At 68.3% G+C, this 13,835-nt stretch carries 15 protein-coding genes and 1 tRNA gene; 9 read left to right on the top strand and 7 right to left on the bottom strand.

Annotated elements, in window-relative coordinates:
* Positions 1-130: 130 nt before the first annotated feature.
* Positions 131-382 (bottom strand): helix-turn-helix domain-containing protein, encoded by a 252-nt coding sequence (locus AC6JA9_RS25930; protein WP_223747546.1) that lies wholly within the window; start codon positions 380-382, stop codon positions 131-133.
* A 272-nt stretch (positions 383-654) separates the two neighbouring features.
* On the opposite strand from AC6JA9_RS25930, the gene AC6JA9_RS25925 reads away from it, so the two are divergent.
* The 6 genes from AC6JA9_RS25925 (at position 655) to AC6JA9_RS25900 (ending at position 6,795) form a co-directional block, all read left to right on the top strand.
* Positions 655-1,062 carry a (deoxy)nucleoside triphosphate pyrophosphohydrolase gene (locus AC6JA9_RS25925; protein WP_141328948.1) on the top strand — a complete coding sequence of 136 codons (408 nt, stop codon included), beginning with the start codon at positions 655-657 and terminating at the stop codon, positions 1,060-1,062.
* A 37-nt stretch (positions 1,063-1,099) separates the two neighbouring features.
* Positions 1,100-1,996 carry a hypothetical protein gene (locus tag AC6JA9_RS25920; protein ID WP_473569148.1) on the top strand — a complete coding sequence of 299 codons (897 nt, stop codon included), beginning with the start codon at positions 1,100-1,102 and terminating at the stop codon, positions 1,994-1,996.
* A 149-nt stretch (positions 1,997-2,145) separates the two neighbouring features.
* On the top strand, positions 2,146-4,191 hold the full coding sequence (gene ftsH, locus AC6JA9_RS25915; protein ID WP_223785584.1) for an ATP-dependent zinc metalloprotease FtsH: 2,046 nt from the start codon (positions 2,146-2,148) through the stop codon (positions 4,189-4,191).
* A 108-nt stretch (positions 4,192-4,299) separates the two neighbouring features.
* Positions 4,300-4,542 carry an RNA polymerase sigma factor region1.1 domain-containing protein gene (locus AC6JA9_RS25910; RefSeq protein ID WP_046714502.1) on the top strand — a complete coding sequence of 81 codons (243 nt, stop codon included), beginning with the start codon at positions 4,300-4,302 and terminating at the stop codon, positions 4,540-4,542.
* 98 nt (positions 4,543-4,640) lie between these two features.
* Positions 4,641-5,276, top strand: coding sequence for a nucleotide exchange factor GrpE (locus tag AC6JA9_RS25905; RefSeq protein WP_497957995.1), 636 nt, complete (start codon positions 4,641-4,643; stop codon positions 5,274-5,276).
* A gap of 61 nt (positions 5,277-5,337) precedes the next feature.
* A complete protein-coding gene (locus AC6JA9_RS25900) occupies positions 5,338-6,795 on the top strand; it encodes a trypsin-like peptidase domain-containing protein (RefSeq protein ID WP_497957994.1) in 1,458 nt (485 codons plus the stop codon).
* Between the two features lie 22 nt (positions 6,796-6,817).
* Here the strand turns inward: AC6JA9_RS25900 and AC6JA9_RS25895 are convergent, their stop codons facing one another.
* Positions 6,818-7,456: a DUF6066 family protein gene (locus tag AC6JA9_RS25895; protein WP_267700543.1), complete on the bottom strand. Its 639-nt coding sequence runs from the start codon at positions 7,454-7,456 to the stop codon at positions 6,818-6,820.
* Between the two features lie 168 nt (positions 7,457-7,624).
* Here AC6JA9_RS25895 and AC6JA9_RS25890 point away from each other — a divergent pair, with 168 nt between their 5' ends.
* Positions 7,625-7,984, top strand: a complete 360-nt coding sequence (locus AC6JA9_RS25890) for a PilZ domain-containing protein (protein ID WP_046714499.1) — start codon at positions 7,625-7,627, stop codon at positions 7,982-7,984.
* A gap of 157 nt (positions 7,985-8,141) precedes the next feature.
* Here the strand turns inward: AC6JA9_RS25890 and AC6JA9_RS25885 are convergent, their stop codons facing one another.
* The gene (locus tag AC6JA9_RS25885; RefSeq protein ID WP_223747550.1) at positions 8,142-9,692 is read right to left on the bottom strand and encodes a Glu/Leu/Phe/Val family dehydrogenase; all 1,551 of its coding nucleotides are present in this window, start codon (positions 9,690-9,692) and stop codon (positions 8,142-8,144) included.
* 313 nt (positions 9,693-10,005) lie between these two features.
* On the opposite strand from AC6JA9_RS25885, the gene AC6JA9_RS25880 reads away from it, so the two are divergent.
* Both AC6JA9_RS25880 and AC6JA9_RS25875 read left to right on the top strand, forming a co-directional pair.
* A tRNA-Thr gene (locus AC6JA9_RS25880) sits at positions 10,006-10,077 on the top strand.
* 637 nt (positions 10,078-10,714) lie between these two features.
* Complete coding sequence (locus AC6JA9_RS25875) at positions 10,715-11,296, top strand: hypothetical protein (protein WP_267700544.1); 582 nt, start codon at positions 10,715-10,717, stop codon at positions 11,294-11,296.
* A gap of 75 nt (positions 11,297-11,371) precedes the next feature.
* On the opposite strand, the gene AC6JA9_RS25870 is transcribed toward AC6JA9_RS25875, so the two are convergent.
* The 4 genes from AC6JA9_RS25870 to AC6JA9_RS25855 all read right to left on the bottom strand — a co-directional run bounded on the left by AC6JA9_RS25870 (position 11,372) and on the right by AC6JA9_RS25855 (position 13,785).
* Positions 11,372-11,704: a hypothetical protein gene (locus tag AC6JA9_RS25870; protein ID WP_497957993.1), complete on the bottom strand. Its 333-nt coding sequence runs from the start codon at positions 11,702-11,704 to the stop codon at positions 11,372-11,374.
* A 132-nt stretch (positions 11,705-11,836) separates the two neighbouring features.
* Positions 11,837-12,160 carry a hypothetical protein gene (locus AC6JA9_RS25865; protein WP_497957992.1) on the bottom strand — a complete coding sequence of 108 codons (324 nt, stop codon included), beginning with the start codon at positions 12,158-12,160 and terminating at the stop codon, positions 11,837-11,839.
* Between the two features lie 118 nt (positions 12,161-12,278).
* Positions 12,279-12,602 (bottom strand): hypothetical protein, encoded by a 324-nt coding sequence (locus tag AC6JA9_RS25860; protein ID WP_223785570.1) that lies wholly within the window; start codon positions 12,600-12,602, stop codon positions 12,279-12,281.
* A 43-nt stretch (positions 12,603-12,645) separates the two neighbouring features.
* Complete coding sequence (locus AC6JA9_RS25855) at positions 12,646-13,785, bottom strand: hypothetical protein (protein ID WP_141328932.1); 1,140 nt, start codon at positions 13,783-13,785, stop codon at positions 12,646-12,648.
* Positions 13,786-13,835: the final 50 nt, after the last annotated feature.

Here is a 13,835-nt window from a genome sequence, read left to right as displayed (position 1 = left end):
CGAGCGGGCCCGTCGAAGCATCGCCTCTCGGTGGCATGGACGGAAGACCTCCCCCGATACGCCCCCGTCCATCCGTCAGGCGCCGGTCGGGGCCATCAGCCCTCGTCCCGGCGCGCTTCCGGACGCATCCTCAGTCACTCATCTCCGGCAGCTCCTCCGGCAGATTGTCCGGATCCAACCGGAGGATGATGCACAGCCGTACCAGGGTGGAGATGGTGGGCACCATCACCCCGCGTTCCACTCGGGAAAGAACCTCCACGGGCATCTCCAGGCGCTCGGCGACTTCCTCCATGCCGAACCCCTTTGCCTGGCGGGCGGCCTTCAGTGCCGCCCCGAGCACCTCGGCCCTTTCCGCGCGACTCGTCTTCATGGATGCGAGCATGACGCCATCCGGCCCGCTCGTCATCCAATTCACCACATGCTTTGTCGCCGACGCCCGGCCTCCAACACTGACGTGGGGCTGGAGTCGGAGCCGGGGAGGCCTCGGCCGGCGGGGTGCCCGGCGCAGGGTGGAGTGCCACCCTGGAGGAGGGCTGGGCGCCTGCCTGGGGCGTGCCTAGGCTGCCTGAATGGGGGCTGTGGCATTGGCGCCGGGCGAGGGCTGTGTTAGGCCGCCCCTCCCTCGTTGGCCTGCCCAGGAGTCAGGAGAAGCGAATGGCCCGTCGCCACGTCCGCGTCGTCGGTGCGATGCTCGAGAACGAGCAGGGACGCTACCTCATCACCCAGCGCCCCCCCACCGCGTCGCTCCCCCTGCTGTGGGAGTTCCCCGGCGGACGGGTGGAAGAGGGGGAGAGCGACCCCGAGGCGCTCATCCGGGAGATCCACGAGGAGATGGGAGTGGCAGTGGAGGTGCTCGACCAGGCCATGCACACCCGCCACGAGTATCCCACCTACGACATCGACTTCCGGGTGTTCCGCTGCCGTCTGGCCGAGGCCGAGCACCACATCCGCCACCTGCGCGTGCATGACCACCGCTGGGTGACGCTGGAGGAGATGTCGCAGTACCGCTTCCCCGACGCGGACGCCAAGACGCTGGCGAAGCTGTTGGACCTGGACTCCTGACGTGTGGCCCCGCTGGACCTGGGCCCTCCTCGTGGGGATGGGGCTCGCCGGTTGCTCCAGCCCCAAGCCCCTGCCGCCCGACTCGGGCGTCGAGGACGCCGGCGCCCAGCCCCCGGCGACGGGCCTGCCCGGGTGCACCTGGTACGGCGTGCCGCTGCGCAGCGGTGAGGTGCCCTCCGAGCTGCCGGAGCTGTCCGGCCTGGCCGCCAGCCGCCGCTTCCCCGGCGTCTTCTGGGCCCACAACGACTCCGGCAACGACTTCGAGCTGTTCGCCATCGACGAGACCGGCCGCGTGCGGGCCCGGCTGAAGCTCACCGGCGCCCAGCCCCGGGATCTGGAGGACGTGGCTGTGGGGCCGTGCTCACCCGGGGAGACGCGCACGTGTGTCTTCCTGGCGGACACGGGCGACAACTTCGAGATTCGCGACCAGGTGCGCCTGTACCGGCTGCCGGAGCCGGACGCGCTCGGCGACGCGACGGTGGCCGTGGAGGTGCTGGCCTTCACCTATCCGGACGGCGCCCATGACGTGGAGGCGCTGGTGGCGGACGCGCGCTCGGGGCGGCTCATGGTCCTCACCAAGACGCGGCGCTCGCTGGGGGAGGTCTTCGCGCTGGACGGCCTGAAGCCCGGCGCCGCCATCCAGGCGACGAAGCTGGGAGCGCTGGAGGCGCCCGGGGGCGTGGACCGCGCGACGACGGGCGCGTCGCTGCAGGCCTCCGGACAGCGGATGCTGATTCGCACCTACTCGCGCGTGTGGGAGCTGCGCCAGCCGGGGGCGGAGGATTTCGAGTCGCTCTTGAAGGGCTCGCTCGTCGAGGTGCCGGGCGGACCCCAGGCCCAGGCCGAGGCGGTGTCGTACCTGTCGGATGGCGAGGGGTATCTGCTGGGGACGGAGTTCACCGGTCAACCGTTGTGGCGCGTCGGGTGTCGCTGATCTCGCGACTCGGGTGCGTCCGGGGTGCAGGGAAACCGTCCAGCGGGTTGACGCTCTGGCGCCGGTGAACATCTTTGCCCGGCTGAGTGTGACGCCATCCGGGCACGGGGCCCGAATGAGCGGGGAGGGGGAGGGCGAGCGTGCCGACGATGAAGCCACAGGAGCTCCCGCCGGGTGTGGGCCCGCGGGGAAAGAAGTCCGACAAGCCAGGGACGCCGGGCAAGGGGTTCAAGTTCGGCTCACCGCTGGGCTACATCCTGCTGCTCGTCCTGGGCTTCCTTCTCTTCCGGAACGTGTTCCAGGACGCGGGCGTCCGCCGGGTGAGCTACAGCCAGTTCCGGGACGCGGTGGAGTCCGGCAACTTCAGCCGGGTCCAGATCTCCAACGAGTGGGTGAAGGGCTTCCTCAAGGACACCGCCCAGCCGCCTCCGCCGGCGCAGGGGGAGCGTCCGCTGCGAGGCGAGCCCAGCGCGTTGCCGTGGATGGCCTACCGCGTCCAGGGGGACGAGTCGCTGGTGCCGCTGCTCGAGCAGAAGGGCGTCCAGTTCGAGGCGGTGCCGCAGTCCGGGTTGGGCGAGGCCCTGTGGATCTGGCTGTTGCCGCTGGGGCTGTTCTTCCTCTTCTGGAGCTTCATGATGCGCCGGGTGGCCGGCGGCATCGGCCAGGGTCCGCAGAGCGTCATGAGCTTCGGGAAGACGCGCGCCAAGGTGCAGGCGGAGGCCGACACCGGCGTGGGCTTCAAGGACGTGGCGGGCGTGGACGAGGCGGTGGACGAGCTGCGCGAAATCGTCGAGTTCCTCAAGACGCCGGAGAAGTTCCGCCGCCTGGGCGGCCGCATCCCCAAGGGGGTGCTGCTGGTGGGCCCGCCGGGCACGGGCAAGACGCTGCTGGCGCGCGCGGTGGCGGGCGAGGCGGGCGTGCCGTTCTTCAGCCTGTCCGGCTCGGAGTTCGTGGAGATGTTCGTCGGCGTGGGCGCGGCCCGCGTGCGCGACCTGTTCGCCCAGGCCACGGCCAAGGCGCCCTGCATCATCTTCATCGACGAACTGGACGCCATCGGCAAGAGCCGCAACTCGGGCGTGGCCGGCGGCCATGACGAGCGCGAGCAGACGCTCAACCAGCTGCTCGCGGAGATGGACGGCTTCGACAGCCGCGCGGGCCTCATCATCCTGGCGGCGACCAACCGTCCGGAGATCCTGGACAGCGCGCTGATGCGGCCGGGCCGCTTCGACCGGCAGGTGCTGGTCGACCGTCCGGACAAGCGCGGGCGCGAGCGGGTGCTGGAGATCCACGCCCGCGGCGTGAAGCTGGGCCCGGACGTGGACCTGAAGACCATCGCCTCTCGCACGCCGGGCTTCGCGGGCGCGGACCTGGCCAACGTGGTGAACGAGGCGGCGCTGCTGGCGGCCCGTCGCAACCGCGACGCGGTGATGCGGGCGGACTTCGAGGAGGCCATCGAGCGCGTCGTCGCGGGCCTGGAGAAGAAGAACCGCCGGATGAACGAGCGCGAGAAGGAGATCGTCGCGCACCACGAGGCGGGACACGCGGTGGTGGGGTGGATGCTGCCGCACGCCGAGCGGGTGACGAAGGTCTCCATCATCCCGCGCGGGCTCGCGGCGCTGGGCTACACCATGTCGCTGCCCCTGGAGGACCGCTACCTCATGTCGCTGGACGAGCTGCGCGACAAGATGGCGGGGATGATGGGCGGCCGCGCCGCGGAGGAGATCTTCATCGGCGAGGTGTCCACCGGCGCGTCCAACGACATCCGGCAGGCCACCGAGGTCGCGAAGATGATGGTGCGCGACTACGGCATGAGCACGCTGGGGCCCGTCGCGCTCAGCGCGGACCACGGCCCCAACTTCCTGCGCTCCGCGGGCCTGCCCGAGTCGCGGACGTACTCGGAGCAGACGGCGCGGATGATCGACGAGGAGGTGCGCAAGCTCGTCAGCGAGGCGCTGGACCGGGCCCGGGAGGTGCTCAGCAAGCACCGGGACAAGGTGCAGGCGCTGGCGGCCCGGTTGCTGGCGGTGGAGGTGGTGGAGGAGGACACGATGGTGACAATCCTCGGCCCCAAGGTGCTGGCGCAGCGGGGGCTGTTGCACCCCGAGGCCCGCCAGGTCATCTCCGCCCACCCGGTGGGCAGCAACGAGGAGCCGCCTCCGCCGACGCAGCACGCCGACAAGCCCCTGGACTCGTAGCCGACGTCCGGGCGCCTGCTCTCCGGCCTGGCCCACGCCCCCCGCCACCGCGCATTCCTGCGGTGTCCGGGGGGCGAAATTATCTTGAGACCTAAAGGAGGCGTCGCCGTGGAGAACAGGATCGGCAAGAGCTACATGGCCCGGAAGGCCCTCTTCGCGAAGGGGCTCAAGGAGGGGCGGCTCACGGTTCAGGAGATAGAGGAGGCGCTGCCGGCGGGGACGTTGACGGCGGCGGAGCGCTGGCTCCTCTACTACTCGCTGCGGGCCGCCCAGGTGGAGATCATCGACGAGGTGACGGGACAGGTCGACCATGGGTTCATGGCCGAGTCCCCCGCCGCCCAGGAGCACTAGCTCCGCTCGTTGACACGCACTCGCGCGCGGTTAGGTTGCGCCTGTTGACGCCTACCCGCGCGTGAAGCGCGCTCTTCCACCTCGACTTCAGGTTCGACATGTCCGGTCCTTCGCACTCCGACCCCTCCCAGGAATCCCAGCACGCCCAGTCCGCCAACGGCGGAGGTCCGCCGGGCCCGGAGGCCGGTGCGGCGGGCGAGGCCGAGGCCAGCACGCCCGCCGATGACGTGGTCTCCGAGGCGGCCGACGCGGAGAAGGAGCGGCTGCGCGCCGACCTGGAGTCCTCCCGGCGCCGGGTGGACGAGCTGGCGCGCGCCTACCAGGCAGTGAACAAGGACCGCGAGGAGTTCAAGCAGCGGCTCACCCGCGAGCGCGAGCGGATGATGGACGTGGAGCGCGGCAACGTGGCCGTGGCGCTCCTGGAGGCCATCGACGAGCTGGACCGGGCGCTCTCCATGAGCGGCCAGGACAACTCGCCCCTGGCGCAGGGCGTGCGGATGATCCGCGACTCGCTCTTGAGCAAGGCCCAGGGCATGGGCATCGAGCGCATCAGCGTGACGGGGCAGCCGTTCGACCCCAACGTGGCCGAGGCCACGGACATGGAGATCACCACCTCGCCCGACGAGGACCAGAAGGTGGTGGCGGAGATTCGCGCGGGCTACCGGCTCAAGGAGCGCGTCATCCGCCCGGCCCGGGTGAAGGTGGCCAAGTACGTGGCGCCCGCCCAGGCCTGAGGACGTCCCCACCGGAAAACGAGGAAGACGGCGGCGGGGTGGGTTGTTCCCGTCGCTCGTCATGCGCCGCCGTATAAGCTTCCACCTCGTGGCTTCCCGACTGCTCTTCGTCCTGTTGTCCGTGGCCGTGCTCCCCCTGACGGCGTCCGCCGAGGAGGGGCCGGTGGGGCCCTGGCTGCAGGCGCGCATGCGAGAGCATGCCGCCTGGTTCTCGTACCAGGGCTCGGGTGAGGCCCGCCCCGGCGGCGCGCTGGGCCTGTGGCGCGAGCGCCCCGCCGGGGAGACGGGCCTGCCCGCCTTCGTGCCGCCCACGTCGCTGGCGCCGTTGATCCGCGCGGTGGAGGCGGGCGTCGTCAACATCACCACGGTGAGCCCCCGGGACAGTGGCCTTGCCGGGATGAAGCGCTCGACGGGCTCGGGCTTCGTGCTGACGCCCGACGGGCTGGTCGTCACCAACAGCCACGTGGTGTCGGGGGCGAGCAAGATCGCCGTGCGCCTGTCGGACGGCCGCGAGTTCTCCGCCGAGGTGGTGGGCCGCGACGCGTCCACGGACGTGGCGCTGCTGAGGCTCAGCGGCTCGGAGATGGGGGACCTGCCCGCGCTCTACCTGGGGGACTCGGACCGGCTGGAGGTGGGGGACTGGGTGGTGGCCATCGGCAACCCCTTCGGCCTGGACCACTCGGTGTCGCACGGGATGATTTCGGCCAAGGAGCGCGTGCTGGGCGTGGGCCAGTTCGACGACTTCATCCAGACCGACGCGCTCATCAACCCGGGCAACTCCGGCGGGCCGCTCTTCAACATGAAGGGCGAGGTGGTGGGGGTGAACACGGCCATCATCAGCCAGGGGCAGGGCATCGGCTTCGCGGTGCCCATCAACCTGGTGAAGGACCTGCTGCCGAACCTGCGGGAGAACGGGAAGCTGACGCGCGGCTGGCTGGGCGTCATCGTCAACGACGACCGGGAGAGCGCCGAGCGCCGGGCCCCGCTGGTGAAGGACGTCTACCAGGGCAGCCCCGCGGCCGCGGCCGGCATCCGCTCCGGGGACCGGCTGGTGGCGGTGAACGGGCGCACCATCGGCTCCTACCTGCAGCTGCTCCGGAAGGTGGCGCTGCTGGCGCCCGGGACGGAGGCGAAGCTGACGCTGCTGCGCCAGGGGACGACGCAGGAGGTGGCGGTGCGGCTGGTGGAGCGCCCCGCGCAGGAGGCCGCCGAGGGGCTGGTCCAGCGGGTGACGAGCGACGAGGACCTGGGGCTGACGCTGCGGGATTTGACGCCCGAGGTGGCCGCGCCGCTCAACCAGGTGGCCTGGGACGGGGCGCTGGTGTCCGCGGTGTCGCCCCGAAGCCCCGCGGAGGCGGCGGGGCTGCGCATGGGCGACGTGGTGACGGAGGTCAACCGCAAGCGGGTGAAGGACGCGGCCGGGGTGCGCGCGGCCCTCTCCAAGGGGAGCTCCGGGGCCAGCATCCTCCTGCGCGTCAAGCGCGGGGACTCCCAGCAGTACCTGGCCATCGCCCGGTGAGGGAGCCCCCGAGGACGTCCGCCTAGCGGCTGGCGTTGGCGTCCTTGCCGTTGAGCCACAGGCCCAGCGGGTGGCCCGTGCGGCCCTCGGTGAGGATGAGCCCGTCGATGCGGGCCGTCACGCCGTGGTTCTTCCCGCCGCCCTTCTTCGGCAGGGACCACACGGCCTGCGGCGTGAAGACGACCTGGGCGCGCACCTGCCGCATGGAGAACATGCGCGAGAAGAGCGAGCCGTTCCACCCCTCCGGCAGCGTGCCCGTGACGGTGAGGAAGGGCAGCACCGGGTTGCCGTTGCCGTCCTGCTTCTTCGGAGCCCCGTGGGTGAGCGCGTAGCGGCCGCCCGGGAAGAACGGGGTGATGTTGATGGTGTACTCCCCGGCGCCCGGGTTGTACGGCCCCGGCGACAGCATGGTCGCGTCGTCCTCGCCGATGATCATGTACAGCCGCTTGCCCTGGTACTTCTTGCGGAAGGCCTCCGCGTCCGACTTGCACTTCGGGTCCACCAGCGCCCCTTCACACGCGCCGATGTACTTCTCGAGGAAGGCCCCCAGGCCTCCCAGCGGCTCGGCTTCGTCGCGCAGCTTGGCGAAGCGCGGGTCCACGTCGGCCAGGGCCAGGGTGGGCAGGAGGAGGGCGACGGCGGCGACCAGAAAGCGGCTCAAGACGAGGGGCTCCGGGGTACGGGGGGAATCCGGATGGTGCCATGTCCCGCGCAACAGGGAGCAGCCTTCTCGCAGGTGCGTGGGAGTAGATGTAGGTAGATAAGTTGCCTACATGTAGCCACCATGTAGGGTGTGCCTGTCACCACCTGTTGCCGGGAGGCACCCCCAGTGTTCGAGCGTCCGCAAGAGCGCCGCAGTCACCTGCGCTTCGACAAGGTCTTCACCGTCTACCTCACCACCCAGGACGGGATGATGAGGGGGGTGGGGCGCAACATCAGCGCGCGAGGCATGTTCGTGGAGGTCCGCGACGCGGTGGGGCTGGGGGAGAAGCTGAAGGTGACGTTCGCGGGCGAGGACGGCACGGAGATGACGTGCCTGTGCGAGGTGCGCTACCAGGTGGCGCTGGCGTTCGGCCGCAAGGACGGGCGCGAGGGCTCCAGCCGCGGGGTGGGGCTGCGAATCGTGGCGTACGAGACGCACGACGACGCGCCGCTGCTCCTGGTGGACCGCGAGCGGGTGATGCACTGAAGTGCTCGTGGCCGCCTGGCTGAGCGGCCCGGTGGCCCGACGACGCTCCCGGGACAGGGGGCCGCCTGGGGCCGCCACAGCGGGCGCCACGACATGACAAGGGCACGGTCCTCACGAGGAGAGCCGTGCCCTTGGTGCTTTCAGGAGGCGGAAGGGCCTACTGCGAGAAGCCCTCGAGCAGGTAGTGGGCCTCGATGCGCTTTAGCGCGAGGATCATCGCGGCGCAGCGGCTGTCCACGGCCTCGCCGACGCAGTACTGGCGGCTGTCGTGCATGTCCGTCTTGCGCGGCTGGTTGCGGGAGATGTCGCGGATGATGCGGTAGTTGCGCTTCATCGCGCGCTCCAGGCGCTGGTCGACCTCGGCCTCGCTCCAGCGCTCCATGCGCTTGTTCTGGATCCACTCGTAGTAGCTCACCGTCACGCCGCCGGCGTTGGCGATGATGTCCGGGATGAGCTCGATGCCGCGCTTCTGCAGGACGCGGTCGGCCTCCGGGGTGGTGGGGCCGTTGGCGCCCTCGGCGATGAGCTTGACCTTGAGGCGCTCGGCGATGTCCGCCGTGATCTCTCCACCCAGGGCGGCGGGGACGAGGATGTCCGCCTGGACATCCCACAGGTCCTTCTTCTCGATGCGCTGGGCGCCCGGGAAGCCGAGCACGCTGCGCTTGAGGTTCTTGGGGTCCTGCACGTAGGCGGTGAGCGCCTGCACGTCGATGCCGTCACCGTTGTAGATGGTGCCGTCCGCGTCGTTGACCGCCAGCAGGCGCGCGCCCATGCCGCCCAGGATGTTGGCGGCGTGGCTGCCCACGTTGCCGAAGCCCTGGATGACGAAGGTCTTGCCCTTCACGCTCTCGCCGCGGTCCGCGTAGTAGTCCTCGATGCAGAACGCGACGCCCTGGCCGGTGGCCTTGCCGCGGCCCTCGGAGCCGCCGATGCGCACGTCCTTGCCCGTGACGATGCCGCGCAGGTTGTGGCGCTCGCGCTCACCGTCGGAGAACTGGCGGTACAGGAGCGCCATGATCTCCGGGTTGGTGCCCACGTCCGGGGCCGGGATGTCGATGTTCGGCCCGATGAGGCTCTTGAGCCGGTACATGAAGCGCAGGGTGATCGCCTCCAGCTCCTCGCGGCCGTACTCGCGCGGGTCGATCTGGATGCCGCCCTTGCCGCCGCCGAAGGGGACCTCGGCGATGGCCGTCTTCCAGGTCATCTCCGCGGCCAGGGCCTTGAAGAGGTCCAGGGACACCTCGCGGTGGTAGCGCAGGCCGCCCTTGTAGGGACCACGGGCCTGGTTGTGCTGGACGCGGTAGGCCTTGAAGCGCTGGGACTCGCCGGGGACCAGCTGGTAGACCTTGCCGTCCGGCAGGCGCAGGTGGCCCTGGCGGATGGCCACGTCGGAGCCCAAGAGGGCGCGGCCGTTGAGGATGATGCTGCCGTTGGCCAGGGCCTCCAGGCCCTCCTTGTTGCGCACCTGCGTCTCCGGCAGGTCCGCGAACTGCTTGGCGCGCTCCGGGATGAGCGGCACGAGGCGATCCTTCAGCTTCGCCGTCACATAGAAGATGTGCTCGTAGTCGGGCTCCTCGAGCTCCAGCCGGACGCGCTTGTCCAGCTTGATGAGGTCGGCGGCCCGATGGAAGATCTCCATCGCCTCGGTGTAGACGGTGCGCTTCGGCGTCGGCGCCGGAGCGCGCATGAAGTTCTCTTCGCTGGCCATGTCGAAAACGGCTCCTTGTGGTCCCAGCCACGCTCGGGCCGGGGACGCGGGGATAGCGGCGCCCTTATGTGCATATGCGCCAACCGAGTTCAACCGCCGTGGCGCCACGCTTCCTCCCGAAAAACCGGAGCGATGACGGGGACTTATGGCAACGCGCTGTGTCACCGACGGCGGATGCACCGTGTCATGGATGTCACGGTGGGGTGGGTTTGTTCGTTGGGGAACGAAGCACCTGGGCCGGATTGAAAACGGGAGGGCCTTCATTTCGGCTTGCCCTACCCGGAACGCCATGGTACTTCCCGCGCCGCCTTGCGCCGACATAGCTCAGCGGTAGAGCAACTGATTCGTAATCAGTAGGTCCCCAGTTCAAGCCTGGGTGTCGGCTAGAGAGTAGAGAAGGGCCGGTTGCGAAAGCAGCCGGCCCTTTTTCTTTTCGGCGTGCAGCTCGCCGGGCGGCCGGGTTCCCGTGCTTGCCTCATCGCCCTGGAGGCGGGCGGGCTTGCGCTCGAGGCTCCGGGATGGGGGGCTCCGCGCCTCCGTGCGTGCCCGCGGCCGTTGTGTCCGGAAGCCGCCGCGCGGGGCTCCACTCCTCCAGGTCTCTTCGAAGCGGGGGCGAGCACGAAGCGCTCGCGGACGTGGCGGCCGGAGCAGGTGAGGGCCGCGCCAGGGCGCTGCATCCGACGTGGGGTTACAGGCTCGAAGCATGGTTCCGCGTAACCCCACTGGGAGGCTCGGGTGTGTGTCTTTGAGGAGTCGTCTGGATTTTTCCACGGCTCTCGATGTCTGACTTGATGAGTGTCCGCGAGCGGACGAATCCACGGTTCTCGAATGACACCTGGGTGCGCCGCTGACCCATCCGTGGCGTTCTTCCATGTCCGGGCAATGGCAGACAAGTGCTGATTGAAATCCTCCATTTTAACTGGAAATGCGTGTTTTCCTTGTTGTGATTTGCAATGAAAGGGAGCCCGATGTTAGGAAGGTTGCGGCTCAGGCCAACACCAGACAACACAGGAGAAATACCCATGACGAGGAACGTGAAGCGTTTCCTGGCCGTCTCCCTGCTGTCCCTCGCGCCGTCCGTCGCCGCCGCCGAGCAGTTCGACTTTGGTGGGCTGGAGTTCTTCCGGGGTGAGTACGTCACCGCGGTGAAGACGGAGACCTTCGAGCTGAAGGCGCGTCACGCCGAGGGTGGCGCGTCGCTCCTGGCGAACCCTCTGCAGACCTTCGCCGTGGGCAACTGGACGGGCGTCAATGTCAGCTTCGGTGGCACGCTTTCCGGCGTCCGCCTGCCCATTCCCCCTCCGAACCCGCTCGGCCCCGTCGCGAAGCCGTCGGTCAACGGCGTCTTCCAGATTGAGGTTGCCCCGGCCACCTCGGTGACGCAGACGTACTACTACACGACCAATCCGGCGGACCCGACGGGCGCGGCGAAGACGTGCCTCTGGCAGCTGGCGGTGACGTACAACGCCGGCACCGCGACCTGTTCGGCCACCATCGGTCAGGCGGCCTACGGTACGCAGGGCGTCCTCTGCTACCTGGACAATGCGCAGTCGTGGATCAACCCGACCACGTGTGACGCGCAGGTCGTCTCCGCCATGGAGTGAGCCGGGCTTCCTTCCGCGGGTGGCGCGCTCGTCGCCACCCGCGGTGGGGTTCGTTGCTCAGGGTGGAGCAGAGGCTCAGTAGTCCCAGGCGTTGAGCCGGATGGCGCTCTCGAACTGGGAGACCTCCGGATGAGTCTCCTTCAATGCATCCATGATCTGTTGGACCCACTGCTGGAGTTCGGGGCTGTTCTTCCGGACCTTCGCCCCATAGATGAAGACGTACTCGATGGTCCCCGACGAGTTCATGTCTGGCATGGCCCTGTAGAGTGATAACCTCAGGACTCCGTCGTCGTTCTCGTCCGCCTCGTCCGCCTCGTCCGAGGGCGTGAAGTAATGATGCTTGGCGAGGTAGTCATTGATGAAGGACATCGCGGTGGTGGCGACGGTATTGCTGTTCGCGGAGTTCATTTGAAGAGACCTCATGAGCCTGCTTTCACGGCGCTTGGGACTGCGCTGTCCGCCGTGCCCCGAGTGCGTGGTAGGCCCGCTTCAGGCTTTCTTCTCGATTGCATGGACTGACCGGCCCAGCAGCGCGCTTGCTCAATAGTCCGATGAATTCAGCTCGATGACGCTCTGGTACTGGGAAACCTCCGGATGGGTCTCCTTGAGCGCGACCATGATCTGCTCCAGCCACTGCTGGAGTTCGGGAGCATCCTTCTCGACCTTCGACCCGTATATGAAGGTGTACACGATGGTTCCCGGTGACGTCTGGTCCGGCATGGCTCTGTAGAGCGAGAGTCGCAGAGCGCCGGGATCCGATGAGTCAACCTCCTCATCAGGCGTGAAGTTCCCATGTTGGGTGAGGTAGTCGTCGATGAAGGACGTGGCGGTATCTGCGACGGTATCGATTCTCGTGGGGCTCATTCGAGGCAAGTTCCGAATGTGGCTTCCTGTAGGCCCTCCGTCGGCGGCTATGGCGATCTGGGGTCTGCAGGCGATGTAGGCCGCGTGATGGGGCTCGCGGCCCGCATTGAATGGGCCTTCAGTAGTCCCAGGCGTCGAGTTCGATGGTGCTCTTGAACTGAGAGACCTCGGGATGAGCCTCCTTCAGCGCGGCCATGATCTGCTCGACCCACTGCTGGAGCTCGGGACCGTCCTTCTCGACCTTCGACCCATAGACAAAGGTGTACACGATGGTTCCGGGCGAGGTCTGGTCCGGCATGGCTCTGTAGAGCGAGAGCCGCAGGGAGCCGTCGTCGTTCTCGTCCAGTTCATCAGATGGGGTGAAGTACTGGCGCTGGACGAGGTAGTTGCTGATGAAGGATGTGGCTGTCTCGGCGACGGTATCGATTTTCGTGGGGCTCATTCGAGGGGACCTTTGAAAACAGGTTGAAATAGAGGGATGACGCTCAGCGCGCACTGCCCTTGGTTCGCGGAGGCCCTGCTCCAGGGTCGCCGCGCAGGCGCGAGGCCTGTTCAGCCCGGCAGCGCCCCCTCCGGAAGGTATTGGCTGCTCGCCGCGCCCTGGTGACTTCCGCCTTGGCCGCATCCTCTCCGGGCGTTCCCCGTGCGGCTTCTCGGTTGGCGGTGGCATTGTGGACGTTCTGGTCCAGATGAGCCTGGTACTGGTCCTGGCGAGAAGGCGGTGGCGGCGAACCCGTGAATGAGGCGGGAACGGTGCTGTCCCGCTCATGTTTGGCCATGTCATCCGCCATCTTCTGCTTCATCTGTGCTTCGGCCTTCTTACGCCAGTTGTTGATGCACTTGGCGGCGGACTTCCCATCAACGACGTCGGCCGGAGGACAGGTTGGGGACTTCACTGAGCCCAGGCCCGCGCCCGCGGCGCCTCCTGGCCCTCCCGAGGCGCTGGCCGAGCCTCCTGCCCCCGTCCCACTCGCCCCCGCAAGTCCTGGAGGTTGTTGGTTCGCCTCGCGTTCGGAGGTACGCCACCGCTGCCGGTGTTCCCTCACGTACTGGTTGACGCGTTCGTCTTCATCCGCGTGTCGTTGGCGCTGGCTGTAGTCTGTCTCCGGCCGACCTGTCTCGGAGTTCTCGTAGCGCCGCCGTTGGGTGTCCGCGTTCTCCCGGCGGGTATGACGTCCGTGCTCCATGTTCTCGGAGGCCATGCCTTGCTGGGGAACAGCGGGTGCGCGATTCGACTCATAGCCGTCGATGACGTTCCGGCAGGGGTCTCCGCGCGCATCATTGCCCATGTCATCCGAACCGCTCTCCCGGAAGTTGGAGTCACGGACAAGATGGCCTGACTGGCAACTGGCGAGATAGCGGTCACCAGCCGTGGGCCGCTCCAGCGGAGTCCCGTCCTTCATCCCCGCGGCATGCTCCGCGGCAGTCGCCGTGTCCCAACGGTTGCATTTGGCCCGTGCCTCCTTGTTGAGCTTGGCGACGTGGTCATACGAGCCGAACCAGTCCGGGTTCAGCTTGGCCTGGATGAGCAGTTGCTGGCACTGCCGGGAGAAGAAGCTGCTGCCGCCGCCCTCGAGATAGTTGACGGGTGTGTGCGGTGGTGGCGTGGGCGCGCTGGCTGTCATGTCGGGTCCCCCTCGAACGGACGGCTTCGCTGACCTTCGTGAATCGAGTC

It is taken from the genome of Myxococcus sp. MH1 (genome assembly GCF_059738865.1).
Note: the sequence above shows the minus strand (reverse complement) of the source record. Positions and strands in the feature narration are given on the sequence as shown.

Bases quoted from the DNA above. Each gene is read 5' to 3' on its own strand.
- AC6JA9_RS25860 (WP_223785570.1), bottom strand. From the start codon at position 12,602: ATGAGCCCCACGAAAATCGATACCGTCGCCGAGACAGCCACATCCTTC.
- AC6JA9_RS25865 (WP_497957992.1), bottom strand. From the start codon at position 12,160: ATGAGCCCCACGAGAATCGATACCGTCGCAGATACCGCCACGTCCTTC.
- AC6JA9_RS25930 (WP_223747546.1), bottom strand. From the start codon at position 382: ATGCTCGCATCCATGAAGACGAGTCGCGCGGAAAGGGCCGAGGTGCTC.
- AC6JA9_RS25920 (WP_473569148.1), top strand. From the start codon at position 1,100: ATGGGGCTCGCCGGTTGCTCCAGCCCCAAGCCCCTGCCGCCCGACTCG.
- AC6JA9_RS25885 (WP_223747550.1), bottom strand. From the start codon at position 9,692: ATGGCCAGCGAAGAGAACTTCATGCGCGCTCCGGCGCCGACGCCGAAG.
- AC6JA9_RS25855 (WP_141328932.1), bottom strand. From the start codon at position 13,785: ATGACAGCCAGCGCGCCCACGCCACCACCGCACACACCCGTCAACTAT.
- ftsH (WP_223785584.1), top strand. From the start codon at position 2,146: ATGAAGCCACAGGAGCTCCCGCCGGGTGTGGGCCCGCGGGGAAAGAAG.
- AC6JA9_RS25875 (WP_267700544.1), top strand. From the start codon at position 10,715: ATGACGAGGAACGTGAAGCGTTTCCTGGCCGTCTCCCTGCTGTCCCTC.
- AC6JA9_RS25925 (WP_141328948.1), top strand. From the start codon at position 655: ATGGCCCGTCGCCACGTCCGCGTCGTCGGTGCGATGCTCGAGAACGAG.
- AC6JA9_RS25905 (WP_497957995.1), top strand. From the start codon at position 4,641: ATGTCCGGTCCTTCGCACTCCGACCCCTCCCAGGAATCCCAGCACGCC.
- AC6JA9_RS25870 (WP_497957993.1), bottom strand. From the start codon at position 11,704: ATGAACTCCGCGAACAGCAATACCGTCGCCACCACCGCGATGTCCTTC.
- AC6JA9_RS25900 (WP_497957994.1), top strand. From the start codon at position 5,338: ATGCGCCGCCGTATAAGCTTCCACCTCGTGGCTTCCCGACTGCTCTTC.